The organism is Salmonella sp. SAL00670, from assembly GCF_046552235.1.
GTDB classification, from domain to species: Bacteria; Pseudomonadota; Gammaproteobacteria; order Enterobacterales; family Enterobacteriaceae; genus Salmonella; species Salmonella enterica.
On record NZ_JBGDUO010000005.1, the window covers coordinates 21,227 to 45,750 of the forward strand.

Sequence of the window (24,524 nt, forward strand, 5' to 3'; positions counted from 1 at the left end):
TTTTTTTATCCATCAGGACAGAACCCATGATCACCGTTGCCCTTATCGACGACCACCTTATCGTCCGCTCCGGCTTTGCACAGCTACTGGGGCTGGAACCTGATTTGCAGGTGGTCGCCGAATTTGGTTCCGGGCGCGAAGCGTTGGCAGGCTTACCGGGGCGCGGCGTACAGGTATGTATCTGCGATATCTCAATGCCGGATATTTCCGGACTGGAGCTGCTAAGCCAACTGCCAAAAGGGATGGCGACGATCATGCTCTCGGTTCACGATAGCCCGGCGCTGGTGGAACAGGCGTTGAACGCCGGCGCGCGCGGTTTTCTCTCTAAACGCTGTAGTCCGGATGAACTGATCGCCGCGGTGCATACGGTGGCGACGGGCGGCTGCTATTTGACCCCCGATATTGCCGTGAAACTGGCGGCGGGTCGGCAAGATCCGCTGACCAAACGCGAGCGTCAGGTGGCGGAAAAACTCGCCCAGGGTATGGCGGTAAAAGAGATTGCCGCCGAGCTGGGGCTGTCGCCAAAAACGGTGCATGTCCATCGCGCGAATCTGCTGGAAAAATTAGGCGTCAGCAATGACGTTGAACTGGCGCATCGCATGTTTGATGGTTGGTAATGAACACCTTTTTTTCCCGTTTAATCACCGTTGTTGCCTGCTTTTTTATTTTCTCCGCCGCGTGGTTCTGCCTGTGGAGTATCAGCCTGCATCTGGTAGAGCGCCCGGAGCTGGCGGCGCTACTCTTTCCCTTCGGCCTGCGCCTGGGACTTATGCTGCAATGCCCGCGTGGATACTGGCCAGTATTGCTGGGCGCGGAGTGGCTGCTGGTGTACTGGTTGGCGCAGGAAGTTGCGCTGGCCCATCTGCCGCTTTTGATGATCGGTGGTGTGTTGACGCTACTGCCCGTGGCGCTGACTTCGCGTTACCGCCATCAGCGCGACTGGCGCACGTTATTGCTTCAGGGCGCGGCCCTCACCGCCGCGGCGCTACTGCAATCTCTGCCCTGGCTGGGGCAGGGGGAAGCGGCATGGAACGCGCTACTGCTGACCCTCACGGGTGGTCTGACGCTGGCCCCCATCTGCCTGGTTTTCTGGCACTATCTCACCAGCACTACCTGGCTGCCGCTGGGACCATCGCTGGTATCGCAGCCGGTAAACTGGCGCGGGCGGCATCTGATCTGGTATCTGCTGCTATTTATCGTCAGTCTGTGGCTGCAACTGGGGTTACCTGCTGAACTTTCGCGCTTTACGCCGTTCTGCCTGGCGTTGCCGATTATCGCGCTCGCCTGGCATTATGGCTGGCAGGGCGCGCTCATTGCCACACTGATGAACGCTATCGCGCTGATCGCCAGCCAGACCTGGCACGATCATCCCGTCGATTTATTACTTTCGCTGTTGGCGCAAAGCCTGACCGGGCTACTGCTTGGCGCGGGCATTCAGCGTCTGCGCGAGCTGAACCAGTCGTTGCAAAAGGAGCTGGCGCGCAACCATCGGCTGGCGGAGCGTCTTCTGGAGACCGAAGAGAGCGTGCGGCGCGATGTTGCGCGTGAGCTGCACGATGACATCGGGCAGACCATCACCGCGATTCGAACCCAGGCGGGCATTGTGCAACGACTGGCGGCGGATAACGGCGGCGTGAAGCAGAGCGGGCAACTTATCGAGCAGCTTTCGCTGGGCGTGTATGACGCCGTGCGTCGCCTGCTGGGGCGCTTGCGCCCGCGCCAGCTAGACGACTTAACGCTGGCGCAGGCCATCCGTTCGCTGCTGCGCGAAATGGAGCTGGAAAGCCGCGGTATTGTCAGTCACCTCGACTGGCGAATTGACGAAACGGCGCTGAGTGAAAGTCAGCGCGTGACGCTGTTTCGCGTCTGTCAGGAAGGGCTGAATAACATCGTAAAACATGCCAATGCCAGCGCGGTGACGCTCCAGGGCTGGCAGCAGGATGAGCGGCTGATGCTGGTGATTGAGGATGACGGCAGCGGCCTGCCGCCGGGCTCTCACCAGCAGGGCTTCGGCCTGACCGGAATGCGCGAACGCGTGTCGGCGCTCGGCGGGACGCTAACCATCTCTTGTACCCACGGTACGCGGGTGAGCGTCTCGTTGCCCCAGCGTTACGTTTAAGGAAGGATAATGCTTTCGTTTTTAAAAGCCCCGGCCAACGCGCCGCTCATCACCGATAAGCACGAGGTTGACGCCCGCTATCGCTACTGGCGGCGGCACATCCTGATCACCATTTGGTTGGGTTATGCGCTGTTCTATTTCACCCGTAAAAGCTTTAACGCCGCCGCGCCGGAAATCCTTGCCAGCGGCATTCTGACCCGCAGCGATATCGGCCTGCTGGCGACGCTGTTTTACATCACCTACGGGGTGTCGAAATTTGTCTCCGGCATCGTTAGCGATCGCTCTAACGCTCGCTATTTTATGGGCATCGGGCTGATTGCGACCGGCGTAGTGAATATTCTGTTCGGCTTCTCGACCTCGCTGTGGGCCTTTGCGCTGCTATGGGCATTGAACGCCTTTTTCCAGGGGTTTGGATCGCCGGTTTGCGCCCGTTTGCTGACCGCCTGGTACTCGCGTACCGAGCGCGGCGGCTGGTGGGCGTTATGGAACACCGCGCACAATGTCGGCGGGGCGCTGATCCCTCTCGTTATGGCCGCTGTCGCCCTGCATTATGGCTGGCGCGTCGGGATGATGGTGGCCGGATTGCTTGCCATCGGGGTGGGCATGGTCCTCTGCTGGCGGCTGCGCGACCGTCCGCAGGCGATTGGTTTACCGCCGGTAGGCGACTGGCGGCACGATGCGCTGGAGGTTGCCCAACAGCAAGAGGGCGCGGGGCTAAGCCGCAAAGAAATCCTCGCTAAATATGTGCTGTTGAATCCCTATATCTGGCTGCTTTCGCTGTGTTATGTCTTAGTGTACGTGGTGCGCGCGGCGATCAACGACTGGGGCAACCTGTATATGTCCGAGACGCTGGGCGTGGATTTGGTCACGGCCAATACGGCAGTATCGATGTTTGAGCTGGGGGGATTTATCGGCGCGCTGGTGGCGGGCTGGGGCTCGGACAAACTCTTCAACGGTAACCGCGGACCGATGAATTTAATCTTCGCCGCCGGGATTCTGCTCTCTGTGGGTTCGCTGTGGCTGATGCCGTTCGCCAGCTACGTGATGCAGGCGGCCTGTTTCTTCACCACCGGTTTCTTTGTCTTCGGCCCGCAGATGCTCATTGGCATGGCGGCGGCGGAGTGCTCGCATAAAGAGGCGGCGGGCGCGGCCACCGGCTTTGTCGGCCTGTTCGCCTATCTCGGCGCGTCGCTTTCCGGCTGGCCGTTAGCGAAAGTGCTGGAGATCTGGCACTGGACCGGTTTTTTTGCGGTCATCGCCATCGCGGCGGGGATCTCCGCGCTATTGCTGTTGCCATTTCTGAACGCTCAGGCCCCACGCGAGACCCACGAAGCGTGATACACCTCACCTTTTTGCGCTGAATGGGGCAAAACTAAGAAATTTTCCCGGTTTTGCCTGGACGCTGTCGCAGGCCACTTTTCCTGTGGATTTTTACAATGCCTGCCATTCGCAGGTATAAAAATTAGCTCAGGAGTAATCCATGCTGGCCTTCTTAAACCAGGTGCGCAAGCCGACCCTGGATCTGCCGCTCGATGTGCGGCGTAAAATGTGGTTCAAGCCGTTCATGCAGTCCTATCTGGTGGTTTTTATCGGCTACCTGACCATGTACCTGATCCGCAAAAACTTTAACATCGCGCAGAACGACATGATCTCTACCTACGGGTTAAGCATGACCGAGCTGGGGATGATTGGCCTGGGCTTCTCGATCACCTATGGCGTGGGGAAAACGCTGGTTTCCTACTACGCTGACGGTAAAAATACCAAGCAGTTTCTACCGTTTATGTTGATCCTCTCCGCTATCTGTATGCTCGGCTTCAGCGCCAGCATGGGCGCGGGGTCAACCAGTCTGTTTCTGATGATCGCTTTCTATGCCCTGAGCGGTTTCTTCCAGAGTACCGGCGGATCGTGCAGCTACTCGACCATCACCAAATGGACTCCGCGTCGTAAACGCGGCACCTTTCTCGGCTTCTGGAATATCTCCCACAACCTCGGCGGCGCGGGCGCGGCAGGTGTGGCGCTGTTCGGCGCCAACTACCTGTTCGACGGTCACGTCATCGGCATGTTTATCTTCCCGTCGATTATCGCGCTGATTGTTGGCTTTATCGGTCTGCGTTTCGGCAGCGACTCCCCGGAATCTTACGGTCTGGGTAAAGCTGAAGAACTGTTCGGCGAAGAGATCAGCGAAGAGGATAAAGAGACTGAAGAAAACGAAATGACCAAGTGGCAGATCTTTGTTGAATATGTGTTGAAAAACAAAGTGATCTGGCTGCTGTGTTTCTCCAATATCTTCCTGTATGTGGTACGTATTGGTATCGACCAGTGGTCAACCGTCTACGCCTTCCAGGAGCTGAAACTTTCTAAAGAGGTGGCGATTCAGGGCTTTACCTTGTTTGAAGTGGGCGCGCTGGTCGGCACGTTGCTGTGGGGCTGGCTCTCTGACCTGGCGAACGGTCGTCGTGCGCTGGTAGCCTGTGTGGCGCTGGCGTTAATCATCGCCACCCTCGGCGTCTACCAGCACGCCAGCAACCAGTATGTCTATCTGGCCTCGCTGTTCGCGCTCGGTTTCCTGGTGTTTGGGCCGCAGCTATTAATTGGCGTGGCGGCTGTCGGTTTCGTACCGAAAAAAGCCATCGGCGCTGCGGACGGTATCAAGGGCACCTTCGCTTATCTTATCGGCGATAGCTTTGCCAAGCTGGGTCTGGGCATGATTGCCGACGGCACCCCCGTTTTTGGTCTGACCGGCTGGGCGGGCACGTTCGCCGCGCTGGACGCCGCCGCGATCGGCTGTATCTGCCTGATGGCGATGGTCGCCGTGATGGAAGAGCGCAAAATCCGCCGTGAGAAAAAAATTCAGCAAGTCAATATCGCTTAAATGTGTGCATTTGGTAACGTTTTGCCCGGCTTAACGCCGGGCTTTTTTATGCCTTGCGTTCGTCAGACAGGACATCCGGCGTCTGGCGTAAATGAAGACAAGCGTTAATAAATCACATCCTGACAGGCCAGAACGTCGACAGTTATAAATTTACCGTTATGATGGGCATCCTGTTTGGTGACGGATGTGCGCATGATTTGGTTGATTCTGGCCACGTTTGTGGTGGTGTTTATTGTGGGGTTTCGGGTGCTGACATCGGATACCCGCCGGGCGATTCGCCGCCTGAGCGAACGTCTGAATATTGATGTAGTGCCGATAGAATCGATGATTGATCAGATGGGTAAAACGGCGGGCGGTGAATTTTTACAGTATCTGCATCGCCCTGATGAGTCGCATTTGCAAAATGCCGCTCAGGTGTTACTGATCTGGCAAATGGTGATTGTCGATGGCGGCGATCAGAATTTGCAGCGGTGGCATCGGTTGCTGCAAAAAGCGCGTTTAGCCGCGCCGATCACCGATACACAGGTACGGCTGGCGCTGGGCTTTTTGCGCGAAATGGAACCCGATATGCAGGAGATCAACGCGTTTCAACTGCGCTATAACGCCTTTTTTCAGCCGGAAGAGGGTGTCCACTGGCTGCATTGATACTCTTCACTATCTCGTTAACAAAAGACGAGATGAATGAGGCTGGCAAGGGCGGCGAGCCACGATTAACGGCCGGGTGGCGCGATTCATCGTTAACTAAATAAAGCGTAGCCGCCATCGTATTTGCTAAGGGTGAACCACAGAAGTAACGCACCGAATAACCGCTAACGACGCCAAAACGTCAGAGACTTATAGCTCATCATTTCCGTGACATATATCACGGAAATGTGATCTTGTTTTGAACACTAAAACTGTGACTCCTTGCCATACCTCCTGTCTCAAAATTTCTTATCATAAACTCGAAGTTGTACATGATTGTCTATAGACAACTCTAAATGTTTAGGCGCGCACCATGAAAACATTGAGTAAAAGTTCACACATCCCACTGTATCAACAGGTTGTGGAGTGGATAAGGGAAAGTATTTATAGCGGAGAATTAGTTGAGGATGACCGGATACCTTCAGAGTTTCAAATCATGGATATGCTGGAGGTGAGTCGCGGTACCGTTAAAAAAGCGGTTGACCAACTTGTCCGGGAAGGTGTTCTTGTGCAAGTGCAGGGTAAAGGAACTTTCGTAAAGAAGGAAAATGTTGCTTACCCACTGGGTGAAGGTTTGCTCTCCTTTGCTGAAGCCTTAGCCAGCCAGAAGATAAACTTCACAACCAGTGTCATAACCTCCCGACTGGAACCCGCTAACCGCTTTGTAGCAGAGAAACTGAGTATCAAACCGGGACAAGATGTTTTATTTCTTAAACGCCTTCGTTGTATTGGCGATGAAAAAGTCATGTTGATTGAAAATCGTATCAACATTGATCTCTGCCCCGGTATTATTGATGTAGATTTTACCAGGGAGAATTTATTTTCAGCAATAGAAAGATTATCTGATAAGAAAATAAGTTTTTCTGAAAGCCGTTACGCAGCCAAATTAATTGGTAATGAGCGAGGCCATTATCTTGATATTGGTGAAGACGCACCTGTTTTGCATTTGGAACAGTTGGTATTTTTCTCTAGAGGATTGGCCATTGATTTTGGTAACGTCTGGTTAAAAGGTAATAAATATTATCTTGGCACTATTTTACAGCGCCTGGATGCCTGACTAGCAAAGAGGAATCTATGCAGGATATTCATTTTCGCCGTCATTATGTTCGACACCTCCCTAAAGAGGTGAGTCAGAATGACATAATCAAGGCTCTTGCCAGTCCGTTAATTAACGATGGTATGGTTGTATCTGATTTTGCCGATCACGTCATTACGCGAGAACAGAATTTTCCAACGGGTCTACCGGTTGAGCCTGTAGGCGTCGCTATTCCACATACTGATCACAAGTATGTTCGCCAAAACGCCATTAGTGTTGGAATACTGGCAGAACCCGTCAATTTCGAAGATATGGGCGGGGAACCAGATCCCGTACCTGTCAGGGTGGTGTTTATGCTTGCTTTAGGTGAAAGCAATAAGCAGCTCAACGTACTGGGTTGGATTATGGATGTGATCCAGGATGAGGATTTTATGCAGCAGTTACTGGTCATGAATGATGATGAAATTTATCAGTCAATTTACACACGCATATCTGAAAGAGGTGAAGTATGAGTAAAATGATACTATTTGTTTGCGCAACGGGTGTTGCTACTTCCACGGCTGTGGCAGAAAAAGTAATGGAATATTGTAAAGATAATGGGCTTGATGTTAATTATTCACAAACTAATGTAGCCTCATTGCCAAACAATACCGATGGTGCAGCTTTGGTTGTATCAACAACGAAAGTTCCTTATGAACTGGATATTCCGGTTGTTAGTGGCCTGCCAATCATTACCGGAGTAGGTGAAGATAAAGTTCTTGAAAAAATAGTTTCAATCCTTAAAGGCCAAGCCTGATTTCATAAATAAAAAACAGATAAATTATCCAGGCGCTAACGCGAGGTCTGGTCACATCTGAATAAGAGGTCGGATATGAATGATATAGCACATACTCTCTATACCGTTGTGCAATATGTCCTGGGGTTTGGCCCAACGGTTTTATTGCCGCTGGTCCTTTTTTTCCTGGCATTGTTCTTCAAAGTAAAACCCGCTAAAGCACTTCGCTCATCGTTAATTGTCGGAATAGGGTTTGTCGGAATTTATGCCATCTTTGACATACTTACCAGCAACGTAGGCCCGGCTGCACAGGCAATGGTTGAGCGAACTGGTATTAGCCTTCCTGTTGTCGATTTAGGCTGGCCACCATTGGCCGCAATTACCTGGGGCTCACCAATCGCACCCTTTGTCATTCCGCTGACGATGCTGATTAATGTCGCCATGCTGGCCCTGAATAAGACACGTACTGTTGATGTCGACATGTGGAACTACTGGCACTTTGCCCTGGCTGGAACGCTGGTTTACTACAGCACAGGGAGTTTTGTTTTGGGTTTGTCCGCAGCCGCTATTGCCGCGATCGTGGTTCTCAAACTGGCGGACTGGTCAGCGCCATTAGTGGCAAAGTACTTCGGTCTGGAAGGTATTTCACTTCCGACCCTGTCATCTGTCGTCTTCTTTCCGATTGGATTGCTGTTCGATAAAATTATCGACAAGATCCCAGGCGTTAACCGTATTCATATTGATCCGGAAAACGTTCAGAAAAAAATGGGAATCTTCGGCGAGCCTATGATGGTGGGTACTATTCTGGGGGTCTTGTTGGGCATCATTGCCGGATATGACTTTAAACATATCCTGTTGCTGGGGATCAGCATTGGCGGTGTCATGTTCATTCTTCCGCGTATGGTACGAATTTTGATGGAAGGTTTATTACCTCTGTCTGAAGCCATTAAGAAATATTTGAATGCCAAATATCCTGGCCGTGATGATCTCTTTATCGGACTGGATATCGCGGTAGCAGTAGGTAACCCAGCCATTATATCTACAGCACTGATTCTGACACCTATCTCTGTCTTTATTGCATTCCTTCTTCCTGGCAATAAAGTCCTGCCACTCGGAGACCTTGCGAACCTGGCAGTCATGGCTTCCATGATTGTACTGGCATGTCGTGGCAATATTTTCCGGGCTGTGATAACCGCAATTCCTGTTATTGTCGCCGACTTGTGGATTGCGACCAAAATTGCGCCATTTATTACCGGTATGGCTAAAGATGTCAATTTCAAAATGGCTGAGGGGTCAAGTGGTCAGGTATCAAGCTTCCTTGATGGCGGTAACCCCTTCCGTTTCTGGCTGCTTGAAATATTCAACGGAAATATTATTGCTATCGGGCTGATTCCTGTGCTTGCGCTGATTATTTATGGTGTTTTTCGCCTGACAAAAGGAACGGTCTATGCCTGATTACCACGCAGCGCTTGTCATTGACATTGGCACAACTAACTGCAAAGTCAGCTGTTATTCCTGTCATGACGTGTCAGTTCTGGAAGTCCGCAAGTTTCCGACGCCAACAATATCGTCGGACAAAGGCGAGGTAGATTTCGATATCGAAGCGCTGTGGCAGGCACTGCGACTGGTAATGGCTGAACTGGTGGCTTCAGTACCGTTTCCGGTAAAAAATATCAGTATTGCGAGTTTCGGTGAGTCTGGCGTCTTTGTGGATAAGGAGGGCGTCATTCTTACCCCGATGCTGGCCTGGTATGATCGACGTGGTGAATCTTATCTCTCGTCATTAAGCAAGGCAGAGGCTGAAGAACTGTATTCTATAACGGGATTGCCACCTCACAGTAATTACTCAGCATTTAAAATGAGATGGTTGCTTGATAACTATTCCTTGCATGAAAGAAAAGATATCTGCTGGTTACATGCACCAGAAGTGTTGTTGTGGAGAATGACAGGTGCGAAAAAGACGGAAATATCCCTGGCCAGTAGAACGTTGTGTCTGGACATTGCTCGCCGTACCTGGTCTCGTAATGCTGCCGGGATTCTCGGCATACCGTTCGGTGTACTGGCTCCGTTGATAAAGCCAGGTGAAGTGGCCGGATGGATGACGGCAACGCTTAGAGAGGAATTGGGCTTCTCTCATGAGGTAAAAGTCACCCTCGCTGGACACGATCATATGGTCGGTGCCCGCGCATTACAGATGCAACCGGGCGATGTGCTGAATTCTACCGGCACGACAGAGGGTATTTTACTGCTGAATACACAGCCAACGCTTGATGTGCAGGCTCGCAGGAATAAGCTGGCAAATGGTTGTTACTCCGATGGTGAATTTTTCACGCTTTTCGCTTCTCTGCCTGTCGGCGGTTATGCGCTTGAATGGGTGAAAAAAACCTTTCGTTTAACTGATAAGGAAATAAGCACAGGCCTGGAAAAAGTCATGGAGCAGTACCTCAAACCTTCCTGGTCTGTCGAGCATGTGCCGGTATTTATTCCTCATTTGCGGGGCTCGGGTTCGCCAAATAAAAATCGGCACACTCGTGGCCTGCTTTTTGGTCTGACGGATTCACTTCCTCCGGAGTCTCTGCTTGAGAGTGTCTTTATTGGCCTGGCGATGGAGTTTGCACACTGTCACGGGTGCTTTAATATCCCGGCGGGCAGGACAGTAAAAGTCATTGGCCCTGCGGTGAAAAACCCATACTGGCTCCAGTTGAAGGCTGACATCCTCCAGTGTCCAATTGAGGCCATTGCTTTTGATGAAACCGTCTCCCTTGGAGCATTGTTGATAGCCTGTCCGAATGTTGTCCCCCCGACTGTTCCTGTAGCTGAGCGATATTTTCCTGACGCGGTTCGTTCTGCAAAGTTGAAAATATATCAGCAGCAATGGCTGTCATTTTACCAATTTAAACTGCGGCAAGAAGGGGCGCTTATTGGTGAATAACTGTGATAACTCAATAGTTCGATAATTTACTTACACTGCTCACATAAATATCTGGAGTTAATATGCCTTTAGTCAATGGTAGGATCCTGCTCAATTGTATTCAGGAAAAACATGTCCTTGCGGGGGCATTTAATACAACGAACCTGGAGACAACAATTTCCATTCTTAATGCAATAGAACGTTCCGGATTGCCCAATTTTATTCAAATTGCTCCTACTAATGCACAGCTTTCAGGTTACGATTACATTTATGAAATAGTTAAGCGACATGCCGATAAAATGGATATTCCTGTCAGCCTGCATCTGGATCATGGGAAAACTCTGGAAGATGTTAAGCAGGCTGTCCGGGCCGGATTTACCTCAGTAATGATTGATGGCGCGGCGCTACCGTTCGAAGAAAATATTGCATTTACCCGAGAAGCTGTCGATTTCTGTAAATCATTTGGTGTTCCCGTCGAAGCGGAATTAGGCGCTATTCTGGGTAAGGAAGATGATCATGTCAGCGAGGCTGACTGCAAAACTGAACCTGAGAAGGTTCAGCGCTTTGTTGAGGAGACAGGGTGCGACATGCTGGCAGTGTCAATTGGTAATGTACATGGTCTTGAAGATATCCCACGCATTGATATCCCGCTATTACAACGCATCGCGTCTGTCAGTCCGGTACCTTTGGTTATTCATGGAGGTTCTGGTATTGACGCGGATATTCTTCGCAGCTTTGTTAATTACAAAGTAGCCAAAGTGAATATTGCGAGTGATTTGCGCAAAGCCTTTATTACTACTGTTGGTAAGGCTTGGGTAAATAATAACAACGAAGCTAATCTGGCGCGTGTCATGGCGAACGCAAAACAGGCAGTTGAGGATGATGTTTATTCTAAAATTAAGATGATGAATAAAAATCACTCAGCATTCCGCAAAGTCTCTTAAGGAAAATATATGATTAGACAAAAAGTACGCGTTATGAACAGTACGGGGCTTCATGCGCGGCCAGCCGCTACGCTTGCGAAAATTGTCAAAAAATACCAGTCTTCATTAACGCTAGTTAATAATGACAAAGAAATTCCCATTAAAGGAATGATGAGTATTTTGGGGGCTGGCGTAAAGGGAAACACAATGATTGATTTAATTTGTGATGGACAGGATGAACTGGCTTTTATGGATGAATTAAAATCTGCATTTGCTGATGGCTTTGGTGAGTCAGTATAGTGCAATTCCCGTCAAACAGCGCAGGAAGTTGTAGAGGCTTCCTGCACTCATGATCGTATGAATAGCCTTAACAGACCATCGGTAAAACCCTCATACCAGCACCTTTAGCCCGTGTTTTTGGACAACATTAAGTAGTTTCAGTGACATCCCGCTGGGACGCTTGGCGCCGCTTTCCCACTTTTGAACCGTTGATACGCTGGTATTCAGGTACCGAGCGAAAACCGGCTGGCTAACGTTGAGTTTTTCTCGTAACGCTTTTATTTCAAGTGGCTGCAGGTCTTTGATGCTGCTTAAGCAGGCCGTGTCAAAACTGCGCATTGTCTCCTGGGGAATGGCATCCACGCTAAATAATCCAGATGCCGCGCTATGAATCGGTTCAAAGGCAGGGCTTTTGAATTTAGTTTTTGCTGACATGGCGCACCTCTACCAGTTCTTTGTTATTAATGAGTGCCGTTATCTGATCTTCGGTCAGGCAAGCATAGTGTTTTGCTAACTCACGGAAACCCGCGAGTTCGCGATAGCTAATGTTGGCCATATCCTGTTTGGCATACAGGAAGGTGTAAAACCAATGTTCGCCTCCCTTTGCCAACACGATTGCGCGATCGCGATTTTGATTGAGACGTTTTTTATAAACCCCGCCGCCAAGATTATCTGCTTTTCCTTGCAGTACGGCGTTGATGGCCTCGCTTAACTCGTCATCTTTTATCGTGTGGGGCTTCGCTTCTCTGTTAAACCACCTGGTTTTGAAGGTTCGCATCAGGTTGACATCCTGTAATCTAAAGTATAGCACCAGGTGATACACTATGTCTTACCTTTTGGTTTTACACGCAGCGAGAGAAGATAATTCTCAACTCTCGACCAGCCTCGCAAAATGCAGCGCAACAATGTCAGTTGCTAAAACGTTAATCAGATCACATTTTGTAATGTTACACTGCGTGGATTTTCCGCACTAAAACGACGCAGGTAACCACAATGAATGAAAATATCGCAGAAAAATTCCGCGCTGATGGGGTTGCCAGGCCTAACTGGTCAGCCGTTTTTGCCGTGGCGTTTTGTGTCGCCTGCCTGATTACCGTTGAGTTTTTGCCCGTTAGTCTGTTGACGCCGATGGCGCAGGATCTGGGGATCTCCGAGGGCGTCGCCGGTCAGTCGGTCACCGTTACGGCGTTTGTCGCGATGTTTTCCAGCCTGTTCATTACCCAGATTATTCAGGCGACCGACAGGCGTTATATCGTTATTCTGTTCGCCGTTTTGCTGACGGCTTCTTGTCTGATGGTCTCCTTTGCCAACAGCTTTACGCTGCTATTGCTGGGCCGCGCCTGTCTTGGGTTGGCGCTGGGCGGATTCTGGGCGATGTCGGCGTCGCTGACCATGCGACTGGTTCCCGCGCGTACCGTGCCGAAAGCGCTGTCGGTGATTTTTGGCGCTGTCTCCATCGCGTTAGTGATCGCCGCGCCGCTGGGCAGCTTTTTGGGCGGTATTATTGGCTGGCGTAATGTCTTTAACGCCGCTGCGGTGATGGGCGTACTGTGCGTCATCTGGGTGGTGAAATCACTGCCGTCGCTGCCGGGCGAACCTTCTCACCAGAAACAGAATATGTTTAGCCTGTTGCAACGCCCTGGCGTGATGGCCGGGATGATCGCCATCTTTATGTCTTTTGCCGGGCAGTTCGCTTTCTTTACCTATATTCGCCCGGTCTATATGAATCTGGCGGGCTTTGACGTTGATGGTCTGACGCTGGTGTTGCTAAGTTTTGGTATTGCCAGCTTCGTTGGCACTTCTTTCTCATCCTATGTCCTGAAACGTTCGGTAAAACTGGCGCTGGCCGGTGCGCCGCTGCTACTGGCGCTGAGCGCGCTGACGCTCATTGTGTGGGGAAGCGACAAAACCGTGGCGGCGGCAATAGCGATTATCTGGGGGCTGGCGTTTGCGCTGGTGCCGGTGGGATGGTCAACGTGGATCACTCGTTCTCTTGCCGATCAGGCGGAAAAAGCCGGTTCCATCCAGGTCGCGGTGATTCAACTGGCAAATACCTGTGGCGCGGCGGTGGGCGGTTATGCGCTCGACAATTTCGGGCTGCTTTCGCCGCTGGCGCTTTCCGGCGGCCTGATGCTGTTGACGGCGTTAGTCGTGGCGGCGAAAGTCCGTATTACGCCAATGAGTTGATATTGCTGCCATTTGTAGGCCGGATACGACGTTAGTCGTCATCCGGCAATAATAAATGCTTAATCAAAACCGTTATGCTCTGCGGTGGCGGCAAACCATTCTCCGCTTTTTTTCACCGTGCGCGTTTGGGTGGCTAAATCCAGTTGTACAAAACCATAGCGATTTTTATAGCCGTTCAGCCATGACCAGTTATCGATAAAGGTCCACATGTGGTAGCCAAGACAGTGACAGCCCTCGCTAATGCCTTTATGCAGCCATTTAAGATGCTCAGAAATAAAGTCAATCCGGTAATCATCGTGAATCTGTCCCGCTTGCACAAAACGCTGCTCGTTCTCAACGCCCATCCCGTTTTCGGAGATAAAACAGCGCGGATTGCTGTAATTATCCCGCAGGTTGGTGATGATGTCGTAAATTCCTGGCGCGTAAATTTCCCAGCCGCGGTAAGGGTTCATCTTGCGCCCCGGCATGTCGTAATAGTCAAATAACCACTCCGGCATAAACGGCGCTTGCGGATTCACCGCCGTATCACGGCATTTCACGCGGCGCGGCTGATAATAGTTAATCCCCAGTAAATCGATTTTGCCGTCGGCAATAAGCTGACGGTCGCCTGGCTGACAGGCAGGCAACTGGTCATAGGTTTTCAGCAGCGCCACCAAGTCCGCCGGGTATTCTCCCTTTAATACCGGGTCAAGAAAACTGCGGTTGAATAACAGATCCGCATGGTGCGCGGCTTGCACATCGGCGGGATGCTGCGAGCGTGGGTAGGACGGCGTCAGATTCAGTACTATGCCGATTTCACCGTCGTAGCGCCCGGCGCGCCAGGCGCGCACGGCGGTCGAGTGCGCCAGCACGGTATGGTACGCCACGGTGGCCGCCCGTTTAAAATCCACCACATTGGGATAGTGGAAGTCGTACAAATAGCCGCCTTCCACCGGCACAATCGGCTCGTTAAAGGTAAACCAGTGCTTCACGCGGTCGCCAAACAAGGTAAAACACGTTTGCGCGTACCGACCAAACGCCTCTACGACGTCGCGATTTTCCCAGCCGCCTTTCTCCTGCATGACCATCGGCATATCAAAATGGAACAGCGTAATAAACGGCGTGATGCCCTGCGCCAGTAGCTCGTCGATGACGTGATTGTAGAAGCTCACCGCTTGTGGATTCACCTCGCCTACGCCGTCTGGAATGAGCCGCGCCCAGCTTAGCGAGGTGCGAAAACTGTTATGTTTTAACTGTTTCAGTAGCGCGATGTCTTGCTTCCAGTGGCGATAGAACGTTGAGGTTTCCGCTGGACCGACGCCCTGGTGAAAACGATCAGGCTGGCGCTCGAACCACACATCCCACGTGGTCTGGCTTTTACCGCCATTCAGACTATCCCCTTCGGTTTGCAACGCTGAGCAGGCGCTGCCCCACCAGAAGTTATCGGGAAAACGGTATCGCATTGTCGTGCTCCTTGATCGCGTAAATTCGCTCCAGAATACGCGCTTTTGGTGAACAGAAACCGGTTACAGTCCGCATTTTCGCGACCAAAAAGCGGAAAAGCTGTGCTACATCTCCGGGCATTCCACCTTGCCGAGAGCCTGCCAGTAGTTATGCTGATTGTTGCGCTCTATCGCGATCATCGCCTCCCGAATATGCTGCTGGTTCCCCTCGCTCGCCATGATTTTTTTCTCCAAGGCTTCATCGGTTAGCGCGCCTTTAGGCGTACACATTTTGCGCAAATCCTTTAAAATCGTATTTTTTTCATGCGCCGACTGGAGTGAGCTAAACGGAGAGTCGGCATACGTGACGCCCGGTAGCGCGACAAGCGCGGCAATAAGCAGAAGCGTTTTTCGTTTCATAAACGGTATCCTTATCGGTTTGCACTTTTTCAAGAGTAAGTGTAGACCGTGCGACGTTCACTCATCGGGGCGTGCTATCCGTTGGCGTTGAAGTCAGGCAAAAGTGGGAAGGCGGTTTCTCGCTGCGCCTTCACTTTCTTGCGTGGCAGAATAGTGTATGTTCTGACTACTCTTTTATTTCGTAAGCGGTAGTGTAATGAGACGTATTGAGATCGTACTGGGAGAGCTGGAACGGCTGACGCGCGGGCTATGTCTTGCCGATTTGGCGCACGAGACGGCGTTTACGGCGGAGGCGATAGGTTTCAATCTTGGGCTGGCGCGTAACTCCGTCAGCAAAGATCTCAATCAGTTATGGAATGACGGCCTGGCAATCAAAAGCCGTGGCCGCCCGGTCTATTTTCTGCATCGCCAGGCGCTGGAAACGTTGCTGGGACGACAGCTGGAAGAGTCTGAACGCGAGGTGCGGTCGGTGGCGGATGTGCTGCCGCATGAAGAGCATTACGCGCCCGACGATCCGTTTACCAGCCTGATTGGTTACGATCGCAGCCTGCGCGATGCGGTAGAAAAAGGCCGTGCGGCGGTGCTCTATCCGCACGGTTTACACGTTCTGCTTACCGGGCCGTCCGGCGTCGGTAAAACCTTTTTTGCGGAACTGATGCACCGTTTCGCCTGTGAACAGGCGAGCGGCGCTATCCCGCCGCTGGTCTACTTTAACTGCGCGGAATACGCCCATAACCCGGAACTGCTCTCCTCGCATCTGTTTGGTCATCGGCAGGGGGCGTTTACCGGCGCGAATGAACATAAAACAGGCCTCGTGGAGCAGGCGGACGGTGGTTATCTGCTGTTGGACGAGGTGCACCGTCTGTCTTATGAAGGGCAGGAAAAGCTGTTCTCTATTCTGGATAAAGGCGAGTACCGTCCGCTCGGCGTGAGCAGCCAGCCGCGATCAATTTCGGTACGCCTGATTTGCGCCACTACCGAACCGGTCGGGTCGGCGCTGTTACGTACTTTCCAGCGGCGTATTCAGGTATGCATTGATTTGCCGGGCATTCGCCAGCGCTCCGTTGAAGAACAGATCGAACTGATCGTGGGGTTCTTACAGCGGGAAAGCCGCAAAATAGAACGTACGGTCAGCATTGATAAACCGTTGTTGCTCTGGTTGCTGAATAAACCCCTGGAAGGCAATATCGGTCAGCTAAAAAGCGATATTCAGTTTCTCTGCGCTCAGGCGTGGGCATCGGGAATGACCGAGCATAACGACACGCTACAGCTGGATAAGCGGCTGGCGGAGATGTCGGTTAACCCGACGCCGGAACAGCGTCTATTGGTGGATACTCTGTTTGACGGTAAAGCGCGGCTAAATATAGACGCGCGCACGCTGCCCGCATTGAAGACGTCGCTGGCGACCGGGGCGGAAATTGAAGAGAGCGACCTCTTTTACAGTTTCCTGACGCGCGAATATGTTAATTTGCGCAACAGTAACGTCCCCCCGGCGGAGACGCTGGCGATCCTGAAAAATAAACTCAGCTCGATTTTTGAATACGGTCTCTACAGCCGCGACAGCGTGGCGCATCCGCCGCGCTATGGCGACCAGATTGAAGAGCGCGTGACGCTGCTGATTGGCTGCGTAGAGCAGGTGTTGGGTTTTTCGCTGCCGGAAAATCTGGTTAACCCACTGCGTAAACACTTCCTGGCGCTGATAGGCTACGTGCAGCGCGGCCTGATCCCGCAGCTTTACTCTTCCAGTTTGATCCTGGATCGCTGCAAAGACGAATATGACAACGCCACGCTGCTGTGTCGGAAAATCAACGAACTGCTGCATATTCAGTGTCCGGCGACGGAAGTGGTCTGGCTATGCCTGTTCCTGAAAGAGTGCCGCCATTATCGTCAGCGTATCGATGCCAGCCCCGACTGTGGGGTCATTTTGATCGCCCACGGCGCGACCACCGCCACCAGCCAGGCGCAATATGTCAACCGCGTGCTGGAGCGCGAGCTGTTCAGCGCCATCGACATGCCGTTTGAACAGTCGGTGCATGACACGCTGGAAACGCTGACCCAAATGATTCAAACCCGACAATATCGGCGGCTTATCCTGTTGGTGGACATCGGTTCATTAATCCATTTCGGCAGTACGATCAGTAAGTTATTCCAGATAGATGTTTTGCTCATGCCGAACATCACGCTGACCAGTCTGCTGGAAGTCGGGCTGGATTTAAGCTATGAAACCAGCGACTTACCACAGTTGACGGCGCTCCTGCAGAGTAAAAATATCCCCTGCCAGCTTTGTACGCCGCAGCAGGAGAACGGCGGCAAAGTGCTGGTCATCTCCTGTATTACCGGCATGGGAACGGCGGAAAAAATCAAAAAGGTGCTGGAGGAGAGCTTTGGCGAACTGATGTCGCAGGACACCAGGATGGTGATCCTTGATTATAACGAGGTACGCAGTCTGGAGCGCGTTCAGCAGGCATTGAATGCCAGCGAGCGGCTGGCGGGGATTGTCGGCACTTTCCAGCCGGGGCTGCCGGATATTCCGTTTATTTCGCTGGAAGAGCTTTTCTCCGAACAAGGGCCGGAACTGGTGTTGAGCCTGTTAACGCCCGATCTGTCCAACGCTGAACGCCGTCTGGAGATGGAGCGCAGCGCCATGCGCTTTATCAGCGCGCTAACGATGGAGAGCATCATCAATCATATTTCCGTGCTTAACCCGCAGCGTATTCTGAAAGAGATGGAGGGCGTTTTTAACCATCTGACGTCTTCGCTTTCCCTGAAACCAAGCCGCCAGGTGACACTGCGCTTCCTGATCCACTGCTGCTGTATGGTAGAGCGTATTGTGATTAACCGAAAACCGTTACAGATGGCGTTGGAAAGTCAGCCGAATCTGGACGCGCGCGCGTTTAGTGTCATCAAATCCGCTTTTCTGCCGATCGAAGATGCCTACGCCATCCGTTTATCGGATGCGGAATATTTTTATATCTACGAACTGCTCTATAGCTAATCCTTTTACTGGCGGGGCTTCGCGCCTCGCCAGACCTTTCTTCTTCCTCGCGTGACACAAATTCTGGCACAACCTTTGCTCTTCTGATGATGCGTTATGCCGGATAGCGGCGTAAACGCCTTATCCGGCCTACCGGGAGTGTCCTGTAGGCCCGGTAAGCGCAGTGCCACCGGGCAATATATGCCGGTGTTCTCATGTAATTGCGCCAGGAGGCCATTTTGACTACCACACAACCGTTGCCCCACATCCTGCTGCTGACGCATGGCGGCTGGGGACAACCGCTTTGCAACAGCCTGCGTATGGTCACGGGCGAAATTAAAGGCGTGACGGAAATCGCGCTAATGCCTGTCGATACGCTGGGCGAGTTTTATCAACGCGTCGAGGCCGTGGTGAAAACGCTGCCGGAAGGCTCGCTGATCCTGACGGATTTTGTCGGCGGCACGACGTCCAACGTCGCGGCGCGGCTAAGCGCCGATTATCCGGTGGCGGTGATTGCCGGATTGAATGCGTCGCTACTGCTGGAGGCGCTGGACAGGCGCGAACAAGGGATGCTAACCGCCTGCGTGGATGAGTTAGTTGAGGCCGGGCGCAGTAGCTGCCTGGATGTGGTCGCCCATGTACGTCAGCTACAACAATCACTCTAAGGAAAACATCATGGCCAATATCGTTTTATGTCGCATCGACAGCCGTCTCATTCATGGGCAGGTTGTCACGAAGTGGGTCGGACAATCTCAGGCGAACCGGATAGCCGTTGTGAGTGATGAACTGGACGCCGATCCGTTTATGAAAAATATCTACCTGATGGCCGCGCCGCCAAATATCAAAGTGGATTGCTTCGGCAACCAGAGTTTTGCCGCCGCATGGAAAGAAAATCAGCTTGGCGACGGTAACGTGCTGGTGCTTTTTCCCTCACTGGCGGCGGTGCAGGACGCCATACAGCTGGGCTTTGACGTCACCCGCATTCAGGTTGGCGGTCTCGGCGGCGGGCCAAACCGCAAGGCGGTTTTTCAGAATATTACGCTGGATGAAAAAGACGTCGGCATTCTTAACGACCTGAAAAACCGTGGCGTTCAGGTATTTTTCCAGACCATTCCGGAAGATAAGCCGCAGCCGCTCGACGATATCCTGAAAAAATTCTAACCCTTTAATAGACACAAAATCATTCTGGATGCATCGAGGCGGCAACTGAGTGAATCCCCTGGAGCTTACTAAAGTAAGTGACTGGGGTGAGCGAAGGCAGCCAACAAAGAGGCAGCCTGAAGGATGAAGTGTATAGGATAACACTATGGATACCTTACTCTTTGCAAGCCTGATGGGGTTGTATTACTGGTTTGCCCGTTTACGCCTCGGCTACACCTTCTCCGCGATGCTGTTACAACCGGTGGTGATCGCGGTATTTGTCGGGCTTTTGCTTGGCAACATGCAGACCGCGATGATCATCGGCGCAGGGATGCAGCTCGTTTATTTGGGCGTGACCTCAACGCCGGGCGGCAACGTGCCGTCGGACCCGGCGCTGGCGGCCTGTATCTCCATTCCTATCGCGGTGAAGGCCGGTATGGACCCAAACCTGGCGATCGCGCTGGCAATCCCGTTTGGCGTGATTGGCGTGTTTCTCGATCAGCTTAGGCGCACGCTGAATGCTGCCTGGGTGCATATGGCGGATAAACACGCGGAAACGGCAAACATGGCGGGCATCATGCGTTGCGCCTTTCTTTACCCGGCATTGCTGGGGCTGGTGCTGCGCTTCCCGGTGGTCTTTGCCGCTAACTACTTTGGCCAGGATGTGGTGGAAAGTTTCCTTAAACTGATGCCGCACTGGTTAACCCACTCCTTTGAAATCATGGGCGGCATTCTGCCGGCGCTGGGCTTTGCCATCACCATTATGGTGATCGGTAAAAAGAGCCTGTTGCCGTGGTTTATCGGCGGGTTCTTCGCGGTGTTGTACCTCAAGGTCGACATCATGGCGATGGCCATCTTCGGCACCTGTGTCGCCTTCCTGATTAAAGGCCTGGCGAAAAATGAAGGAGCAGCATGATGAACAGTGACGTAATGCAGCATGAACTGGTTGAGCGCGCGCGGGAAAGCGGGGCGCTGACCAAAGCAGATATCACCAAAGCCTGGTTTATCTACTGGCTGGGCGCCGAGGTTTCCAGCTCCTATGAGCGCTTACAAAGCCTGATTTTCTGCGCCTCGATGACGCCGATCATCAAAAAACTCTACCCACAAAAAGAGGAGCAGGTAGAAGCGCTAAAACGCCACCTTAACTTTTTTAACTCCGAGCAGACCTTCGGCGCGGTGATTCAGGGCATCTCTATTGCCATGGAAGAACAAAAAACGCGCGGCGAGCCGATTAACGACTCGTCTATCACCGGCATTAAAACTGGCCTGATGGGGCCGCTTGCCGGGATGGGCGACTCGATTATCTGGGCGGCGGTGATGCCGCTGTTGATAGCGATCTTTATTCCGTTCGCGGCAAATGGCAGCGCGATGGGCGGTATTATCCCGCTGATTCTCTACCCGGCGATCACCCTGGCGATCAGCTACGGTATGGTCCACAAGGGATATACGCTGGGGCGTGATTCGATTATCGGCCTGCTGCAAGGGGGGCGAATCAAAGAACTGATCTACGGGGCCAACGTGCTGGGTTTGATCATGATGGGCGCGCTTTCCGCCAGCTACGTCAAAATCACCACGCCGTTAAAAATTAGCGCTTTGAAAGGATCTGAAGTGGTGGTTCAGCAGATCCTCGACTCTATCGCGCCGGGCTTACTGCCACTGGCGGCGGTATTCGCCATCTACTTCTATCTGGTAAAAAAAGGGCCGCGCTACACCACCATTTTACTGTCGATTGTCGCACTGAGCATAGTCTGTGCGTTGTTGGGAGTGCTGTAAATCATGACGCCGAATATCTATCAACAACTGGGGTTGAAAAAGGTCATTAACGCCTGCGGCAAAATGACCATTCTGGGCGTCTCAAGCGTCGCGCCGGAGGTCATGCAGGCCACCGCGCGCGCGGCTTCCGCTTTCGTCGAGATTGATGCGCTGGTGGAAAAAACCGGCGAACTGGTATCGCGCTATACGGGTGCTGAAGATAGCTATATCACCTCGTGCGCCTCGGCGGGTATTGCCATTGCCGTCGCTGCCGCTATCACCCACGGCGATCGGGCGCGCGTCGCCCTGATGCCGGACAGTACCGGTATGGCCAATGAGGTAGTGATGCTGCGCGGGCATAATGTGGACTACGGCGCGCCAGTCACCAGCGCCATTCGTCTTGGCGGCGGGCGCATAGTGGAAGTGGGGTCGAGCAATCTGGCGGCCCGCTGGCAACTGGAAAGCGCCATTAACGAAAAGACCGCCGCGCTACTGTATGTGAAATCACACCATTGCGTACAGAAAGGCATGTTGAGCATTGACGATTTTGTACAGGTGGCGCAGGCCAACCACCTGCCGTTGATTGTCGATGCCGCGGCGGAAGAGGATTTGCGCGGCTGGGTGGCGAGCGGCGCGGATATGGTTATCTATAGCGGCGCGAAAGCCTTTAATGCGCCAACCTCCGGGTTTATCACTGGTAAGAAAACGTGGATTGCCGCCTGTAAAGCGCAGCACCAGGGGATTGCCAGGGCGATGAAAATCGGCAAGGAAAACATGGTTGGGCTGGTGTATGCGCTGGAGAATTACCACCAGGGCCAGACGACCGTGACCGCAGCACAGTTACAGCCGGTCGCGGAAGCGATTTCCGCCATCCATGGGCTTTATGCCGATATCGAACAGGATGAGGCCGGGCGTGCAATCTGGCGTATTCGTGTGCGGGTGAACGCATCTGAATTGGGGCTGAACGCGCAGGACGTCGAAGCGCAGTTGCGCGGCGGCGAGATAGCGATTTACGCCCGCAAATATCAGCTTCATCAGGGGGTTTTTAGCCTCGATCCACGCACGGTAGCCGAAGGGGAAATGGCATTGATTGTAGCGCGACTCAGGGAGATTGCAGAACATGCAGCAGATTAATTTTTATCGTCAGCGGGTAGCGATTAACGTGCTGGCAAAGGATATCGCCAACGCGAAGGCTATCTATGAAGCCGCCGAAGGCCATGCGGTCATTGGCGTACTTTCCGCGCAGTTCGCTACGGTAGAAGAGGGCGTGCCGGAGGTGAAACGCTGGATGGCGGAGGTGCCGTCTATCTCAGTGGGTCTGGGCGCAGGCGACCCGGCGCAGTACTACAAAGCGGCGATGATTGCCGCCCATACTCACCCGGCCCATGTCAACCAGACCTTTACCGGCAGCGGCTTCGCGGCGGGCGCGCTGGCGGCGACGGGCGGCGAGCAAACGCATATCAACGCCCTGGTCAGCCCGACGGGAACGCCTGGCGAGGTGGTGATTTCTACCGGCGTCAGCAGCAGCCAGGGAACGCCAGCCCGCGTTTCCTGTGAAGCGGCGGTACGCATGATGCAGGATATGGGCGCACATGCGGCGAAGTTTTTCCCGATGGGCGGCGAAAAGTCGTTACCGGAACTCTATGCGCTGGCGACAACCGCTGCCCGCCACGGCATGACGCTTATCGAGCCGACCGGCGGTATCTCACTGGATAATTTCGGTATTATCCTGCAAACCTGCCTGGAAGCAGGCGTGCCGCGCGTTATGCCGCATGTTTACAGCTCGATTATCGATCCGCAAACCGGCAATACGCGCCCCGAAGACGTCATTCGGTTGATGGAGATAGTCAAAGCGCTGGTGTGAGATTTATCGCCGAAGAGCGCTACGTTTACCGGGCCTACAGATGACGTGTATTTGTAGGCCCGGTTAGCGTTACGCTACCGGGCGATAATGCGTAGCAGGCTGGGCAAAAAATGTACGTATTGCAGCCGTCAGTGATTCCCTTTCGAGCCTCCTCGCAGGGTTAAATTTTCCTGAATGCTGTCTGTATTTTTGGCGAGTACAGTGGCGTCATCTTATGCCTCAGGTGACGGATCGCCATGAAAAAAAGCCCCACGTCCACGCCTCATGATGCGGTATTCAAAACGTTTTTACGCCATCCGGATACCGCGCGGGATTTTCTCAATATTCATCTTCCCCATTCGCTAAGAATACGTTGCGATCTGACGACGTTAAAACTGGCGCCGGACAGTTTTATCGAGAAAAATTTACGCGCGTTTTATTCCGACGTCCTTTGGTCGCTAAAAACGTGTGAAGGCGACGGTTATATCTATGTCGTTATAGAGCATCAGAGTACGCCGGACGCGCATATGGCGTTTCGGTTAATGCGTTACGCGACTGCCGCGATGCAGCGCCATCTGGATGCTGGCCATAAAACGTTACCGCTGGTGATTCCCATGCTGTTTTACCATGGCGCGAAAAGCCCGTATCCCTTTTCGCTGTGCTGGCTGGATGAGTTTGACGATCCTGCACTGGCGCGTCAGCTTTATGCGACGGCATTTCCACTGGTAGACATTACGGTGGTGCCGGATAACGAGATTATGCAGCATCGACGTATCGCGATGCTGGAGCTGGTACAAAAGCATATACGTCAGCGCGACCTGATGGGATTGGTCGAGCGCTTAGCGGTACTTCTGATTACGGGAAACGCTAATGACAGTCAGCTAAAAGCTCTGTTTAATTATTTGCTAATACAGCATGGCAGCACGCCTCGTTTTGGCAAGTTTATCCGCGAGGTGGCGCGTCGTGTTCCCCAACACAAGGAGAGATTAATGACGATCGTAGACAGAATACGTGAATCGGGGCGCAGAAAAGGTAAGCGTGAAGGCGTGCAACAAGGTATACATCAAGGTAAGCAGGAGGAAGCCTTGCGTATTGCGCATACGATGCTGGAACAGGGGATCGAGCGAGAGATGGTGCTGATGATTACCGGGCTTTCTGACGAAGAGATTAAGGCAAAGCGCCATTAAA

At 52.7% G+C, this 24,524-nt stretch carries 25 protein-coding genes; 21 read left to right on the forward strand and 4 right to left on the reverse strand.

Annotated features, from left to right (window positions below):
• The first annotated feature begins 26 nt into the window (after positions 1–26).
• The 12 genes from uhpA (at position 27) to ACLJRS_RS16495 (ending at position 11,620) form a co-directional block, all read left to right on the forward strand.
• Complete coding sequence (gene uhpA, locus ACLJRS_RS16440) at positions 27–617, forward strand: transcriptional regulator UhpA (RefSeq protein WP_000633672.1); 591 nt, start codon at positions 27–29, stop codon at positions 615–617.
• Entirely contained in the window at positions 617–2,119 is a 1,503-nt protein-coding gene (gene uhpB, locus ACLJRS_RS16445) for a signal transduction histidine-protein kinase/phosphatase UhpB (protein WP_001091257.1), read from the forward strand. The genes uhpA and uhpB overlap by 1 nt, the downstream gene beginning before the upstream one ends.
• 9 nt (positions 2,120–2,128) lie before the next feature.
• The gene (locus ACLJRS_RS16450; RefSeq protein WP_000948173.1) at positions 2,129–3,457 is read left to right on the forward strand and encodes an MFS transporter; all 1,329 of its coding nucleotides are present in this window, start codon (positions 2,129–2,131) and stop codon (positions 3,455–3,457) included.
• A 142-nt stretch (positions 3,458–3,599) separates the two neighbouring features.
• Positions 3,600–4,991: a hexose-6-phosphate:phosphate antiporter gene (uhpT, locus tag ACLJRS_RS16455; protein ID WP_000879181.1), complete on the forward strand. Its 1,392-nt coding sequence runs from the start codon at positions 3,600–3,602 to the stop codon at positions 4,989–4,991.
• A gap of 192 nt (positions 4,992–5,183) precedes the next feature.
• A complete protein-coding gene (locus tag ACLJRS_RS16460; protein ID WP_001519640.1) occupies positions 5,184–5,636 on the forward strand; it encodes a DUF1198 domain-containing protein in 453 nt (150 codons plus the stop codon).
• A gap of 352 nt (positions 5,637–5,988) precedes the next feature.
• Positions 5,989–6,732, forward strand: a complete 744-nt coding sequence (locus tag ACLJRS_RS16465) for a GntR family transcriptional regulator (RefSeq protein WP_000854956.1) — start codon at positions 5,989–5,991, stop codon at positions 6,730–6,732.
• 17 nt (positions 6,733–6,749) lie between these two features.
• Entirely contained in the window at positions 6,750–7,223 is a 474-nt protein-coding gene (locus ACLJRS_RS16470; RefSeq protein WP_001152234.1) for a PTS sugar transporter subunit IIA, read from the forward strand.
• Positions 7,220–7,507 carry a PTS sugar transporter subunit IIB gene (locus ACLJRS_RS16475; RefSeq protein WP_000041396.1) on the forward strand — a complete coding sequence of 96 codons (288 nt, stop codon included), beginning with the start codon at positions 7,220–7,222 and terminating at the stop codon, positions 7,505–7,507. The genes ACLJRS_RS16470 and ACLJRS_RS16475 overlap by 4 nt, the downstream gene beginning before the upstream one ends.
• A 75-nt stretch (positions 7,508–7,582) precedes the next feature.
• Positions 7,583–8,941 (forward strand): PTS galactitol transporter subunit IIC, encoded by a 1,359-nt coding sequence (locus ACLJRS_RS16480; protein WP_000997824.1) that lies wholly within the window; start codon positions 7,583–7,585, stop codon positions 8,939–8,941.
• Positions 8,934–10,418, forward strand: coding sequence for an FGGY-family carbohydrate kinase (locus ACLJRS_RS16485; protein ID WP_001113558.1), 1,485 nt, complete (start codon positions 8,934–8,936; stop codon positions 10,416–10,418). The genes ACLJRS_RS16480 and ACLJRS_RS16485 overlap by 8 nt, the downstream gene beginning before the upstream one ends.
• A 62-nt stretch (positions 10,419–10,480) precedes the next feature.
• Positions 10,481–11,341, forward strand: a complete 861-nt coding sequence (locus ACLJRS_RS16490) for a class II aldolase (protein ID WP_001131798.1) — start codon at positions 10,481–10,483, stop codon at positions 11,339–11,341.
• Positions 11,342–11,350: 9 nt separating this feature from the next.
• Positions 11,351–11,620, forward strand: a complete 270-nt coding sequence (locus ACLJRS_RS16495) for an HPr family phosphocarrier protein (RefSeq protein ID WP_000621026.1) — start codon at positions 11,351–11,353, stop codon at positions 11,618–11,620.
• Between the two features lie 90 nt (positions 11,621–11,710).
• Here ACLJRS_RS16495 and ACLJRS_RS16500 read toward each other — a convergent pair whose 3' ends face one another.
• Complete coding sequence (locus tag ACLJRS_RS16500) at positions 11,711–12,034, reverse strand: helix-turn-helix domain-containing protein (protein WP_001274847.1); 324 nt, start codon at positions 12,032–12,034, stop codon at positions 11,711–11,713.
• Entirely contained in the window at positions 12,018–12,377 is a 360-nt protein-coding gene (locus ACLJRS_RS16505) for a type II toxin-antitoxin system RelE/ParE family toxin (protein WP_001258724.1), read from the reverse strand. The genes ACLJRS_RS16500 and ACLJRS_RS16505 overlap by 17 nt, the downstream gene beginning before the upstream one ends.
• 215 nt (positions 12,378–12,592) lie before the next feature.
• On the opposite strand from ACLJRS_RS16505, the gene nepI reads away from it, so the two are divergent.
• The gene (gene nepI / locus ACLJRS_RS16510; protein ID WP_001004798.1) at positions 12,593–13,786 is read left to right on the forward strand and encodes a purine ribonucleoside efflux pump NepI; all 1,194 of its coding nucleotides are present in this window, start codon (positions 12,593–12,595) and stop codon (positions 13,784–13,786) included.
• Positions 13,787–13,845: 59 nt separating this feature from the next.
• Here the strand turns inward: nepI and ACLJRS_RS16515 are convergent, their stop codons facing one another.
• Complete coding sequence (locus tag ACLJRS_RS16515) at positions 13,846–15,228, reverse strand: glycoside hydrolase family 1 protein (protein WP_001270468.1); 1,383 nt, start codon at positions 15,226–15,228, stop codon at positions 13,846–13,848.
• A gap of 105 nt (positions 15,229–15,333) precedes the next feature.
• The gene (locus ACLJRS_RS16520) at positions 15,334–15,627 is read right to left on the reverse strand and encodes a YicS family protein (RefSeq protein ID WP_000824209.1); all 294 of its coding nucleotides are present in this window, start codon (positions 15,625–15,627) and stop codon (positions 15,334–15,336) included.
• Positions 15,628–15,823: 196 nt separating this feature from the next.
• Here ACLJRS_RS16520 and dagR point away from each other — a divergent pair, with 196 nt between their 5' ends.
• The 8 genes from dagR to ACLJRS_RS16560 all read left to right on the forward strand — a co-directional run bounded on the left by dagR (position 15,824) and on the right by ACLJRS_RS16560 (position 24,523).
• A complete protein-coding gene (dagR, locus tag ACLJRS_RS16525) occupies positions 15,824–18,622 on the forward strand; it encodes a transcriptional regulator DagR (RefSeq protein ID WP_001252656.1) in 2,799 nt (932 codons plus the stop codon).
• Positions 18,623–18,840: 218 nt separating this feature from the next.
• On the forward strand, positions 18,841–19,266 hold the full coding sequence (locus ACLJRS_RS16530; RefSeq protein WP_000214106.1) for a PTS sugar transporter subunit IIA: 426 nt from the start codon (positions 18,841–18,843) through the stop codon (positions 19,264–19,266).
• 10 nt (positions 19,267–19,276) lie between these two features.
• The gene (locus ACLJRS_RS16535) at positions 19,277–19,762 is read left to right on the forward strand and encodes a PTS system mannose/fructose/N-acetylgalactosamine-transporter subunit IIB (RefSeq protein WP_001284295.1); all 486 of its coding nucleotides are present in this window, start codon (positions 19,277–19,279) and stop codon (positions 19,760–19,762) included.
• A gap of 145 nt (positions 19,763–19,907) precedes the next feature.
• Positions 19,908–20,657 carry a PTS mannose/fructose/sorbose/N-acetylgalactosamine transporter subunit IIC gene (locus ACLJRS_RS16540; RefSeq protein ID WP_000380259.1) on the forward strand — a complete coding sequence of 250 codons (750 nt, stop codon included), beginning with the start codon at positions 19,908–19,910 and terminating at the stop codon, positions 20,655–20,657.
• On the forward strand, positions 20,654–21,514 hold the full coding sequence (locus ACLJRS_RS16545; RefSeq protein WP_162140364.1) for a PTS system mannose/fructose/sorbose family transporter subunit IID: 861 nt from the start codon (positions 20,654–20,656) through the stop codon (positions 21,512–21,514). Before ACLJRS_RS16540 ends, ACLJRS_RS16545 begins: the two co-directional genes overlap by 4 nt.
• A 3-nt stretch (positions 21,515–21,517) precedes the next feature.
• Entirely contained in the window at positions 21,518–22,627 is a 1,110-nt protein-coding gene (dgaE, locus tag ACLJRS_RS16550; RefSeq protein WP_000188468.1) for a D-glucosaminate-6-phosphate ammonia lyase, read from the forward strand.
• Positions 22,614–23,357, forward strand: coding sequence for a 2-dehydro-3-deoxy-phosphogluconate aldolase (gene dagF, locus ACLJRS_RS16555; protein ID WP_001186147.1), 744 nt, complete (start codon positions 22,614–22,616; stop codon positions 23,355–23,357). Before dgaE ends, dagF begins: the two co-directional genes overlap by 14 nt.
• A gap of 236 nt (positions 23,358–23,593) precedes the next feature.
• Positions 23,594–24,523, forward strand: a complete 930-nt coding sequence (locus tag ACLJRS_RS16560; RefSeq protein ID WP_000749536.1) for an Rpn family recombination-promoting nuclease/putative transposase — start codon at positions 23,594–23,596, stop codon at positions 24,521–24,523.
• The last annotated feature ends 1 nt before the right edge of the window (position 24,524 follow it).

What these genes read in the sequence shown, in the direction of transcription:
- nepI (WP_001004798.1), top strand. Translation starts at nt 12,593, where the DNA reads ATGAATGAAAATATCGCAGAAAAATTCCGCGCTGATGGGGTTGCCAGG.
- uhpA (WP_000633672.1), top strand. Translation starts at nt 27, where the DNA reads ATGATCACCGTTGCCCTTATCGACGACCACCTTATCGTCCGCTCCGGC.
- ACLJRS_RS16490 (WP_001131798.1), top strand. Translation starts at nt 10,481, where the DNA reads ATGCCTTTAGTCAATGGTAGGATCCTGCTCAATTGTATTCAGGAAAAA.
- ACLJRS_RS16475 (WP_000041396.1), top strand. Translation starts at nt 7,220, where the DNA reads ATGAGTAAAATGATACTATTTGTTTGCGCAACGGGTGTTGCTACTTCC.
- dgaE (WP_000188468.1), top strand. Translation starts at nt 21,518, where the DNA reads ATGACGCCGAATATCTATCAACAACTGGGGTTGAAAAAGGTCATTAAC.
- ACLJRS_RS16520 (WP_000824209.1), bottom strand. Translation starts at nt 15,627, where the DNA reads ATGAAACGAAAAACGCTTCTGCTTATTGCCGCGCTTGTCGCGCTACCG.
- ACLJRS_RS16465 (WP_000854956.1), top strand. Translation starts at nt 5,989, where the DNA reads ATGAAAACATTGAGTAAAAGTTCACACATCCCACTGTATCAACAGGTT.
- ACLJRS_RS16500 (WP_001274847.1), bottom strand. Translation starts at nt 12,034, where the DNA reads ATGTCAGCAAAAACTAAATTCAAAAGCCCTGCCTTTGAACCGATTCAT.
- ACLJRS_RS16485 (WP_001113558.1), top strand. Translation starts at nt 8,934, where the DNA reads ATGCCTGATTACCACGCAGCGCTTGTCATTGACATTGGCACAACTAAC.
- dagR (WP_001252656.1), top strand. Translation starts at nt 15,824, where the DNA reads ATGAGACGTATTGAGATCGTACTGGGAGAGCTGGAACGGCTGACGCGC.
- ACLJRS_RS16495 (WP_000621026.1), top strand. Translation starts at nt 11,351, where the DNA reads ATGATTAGACAAAAAGTACGCGTTATGAACAGTACGGGGCTTCATGCG.
- ACLJRS_RS16505 (WP_001258724.1), bottom strand. Translation starts at nt 12,377, where the DNA reads ATGCGAACCTTCAAAACCAGGTGGTTTAACAGAGAAGCGAAGCCCCAC.
- ACLJRS_RS16470 (WP_001152234.1), top strand. Translation starts at nt 6,750, where the DNA reads ATGCAGGATATTCATTTTCGCCGTCATTATGTTCGACACCTCCCTAAA.
- ACLJRS_RS16545 (WP_162140364.1), top strand. Translation starts at nt 20,654, where the DNA reads ATGATGAACAGTGACGTAATGCAGCATGAACTGGTTGAGCGCGCGCGG.
- uhpB (WP_001091257.1), top strand. Translation starts at nt 617, where the DNA reads ATGAACACCTTTTTTTCCCGTTTAATCACCGTTGTTGCCTGCTTTTTT.
- uhpT (WP_000879181.1), top strand. Translation starts at nt 3,600, where the DNA reads ATGCTGGCCTTCTTAAACCAGGTGCGCAAGCCGACCCTGGATCTGCCG.
- ACLJRS_RS16450 (WP_000948173.1), top strand. Translation starts at nt 2,129, where the DNA reads ATGCTTTCGTTTTTAAAAGCCCCGGCCAACGCGCCGCTCATCACCGAT.
- ACLJRS_RS16535 (WP_001284295.1), top strand. Translation starts at nt 19,277, where the DNA reads ATGGCCAATATCGTTTTATGTCGCATCGACAGCCGTCTCATTCATGGG.
- ACLJRS_RS16560 (WP_000749536.1), top strand. Translation starts at nt 23,594, where the DNA reads ATGAAAAAAAGCCCCACGTCCACGCCTCATGATGCGGTATTCAAAACG.
- ACLJRS_RS16460 (WP_001519640.1), top strand. Translation starts at nt 5,184, where the DNA reads ATGATTTGGTTGATTCTGGCCACGTTTGTGGTGGTGTTTATTGTGGGG.
- ACLJRS_RS16515 (WP_001270468.1), bottom strand. Translation starts at nt 15,228, where the DNA reads ATGCGATACCGTTTTCCCGATAACTTCTGGTGGGGCAGCGCCTGCTCA.
- ACLJRS_RS16480 (WP_000997824.1), top strand. Translation starts at nt 7,583, where the DNA reads ATGAATGATATAGCACATACTCTCTATACCGTTGTGCAATATGTCCTG.
- ACLJRS_RS16540 (WP_000380259.1), top strand. Translation starts at nt 19,908, where the DNA reads ATGGATACCTTACTCTTTGCAAGCCTGATGGGGTTGTATTACTGGTTT.
- dagF (WP_001186147.1), top strand. Translation starts at nt 22,614, where the DNA reads ATGCAGCAGATTAATTTTTATCGTCAGCGGGTAGCGATTAACGTGCTG.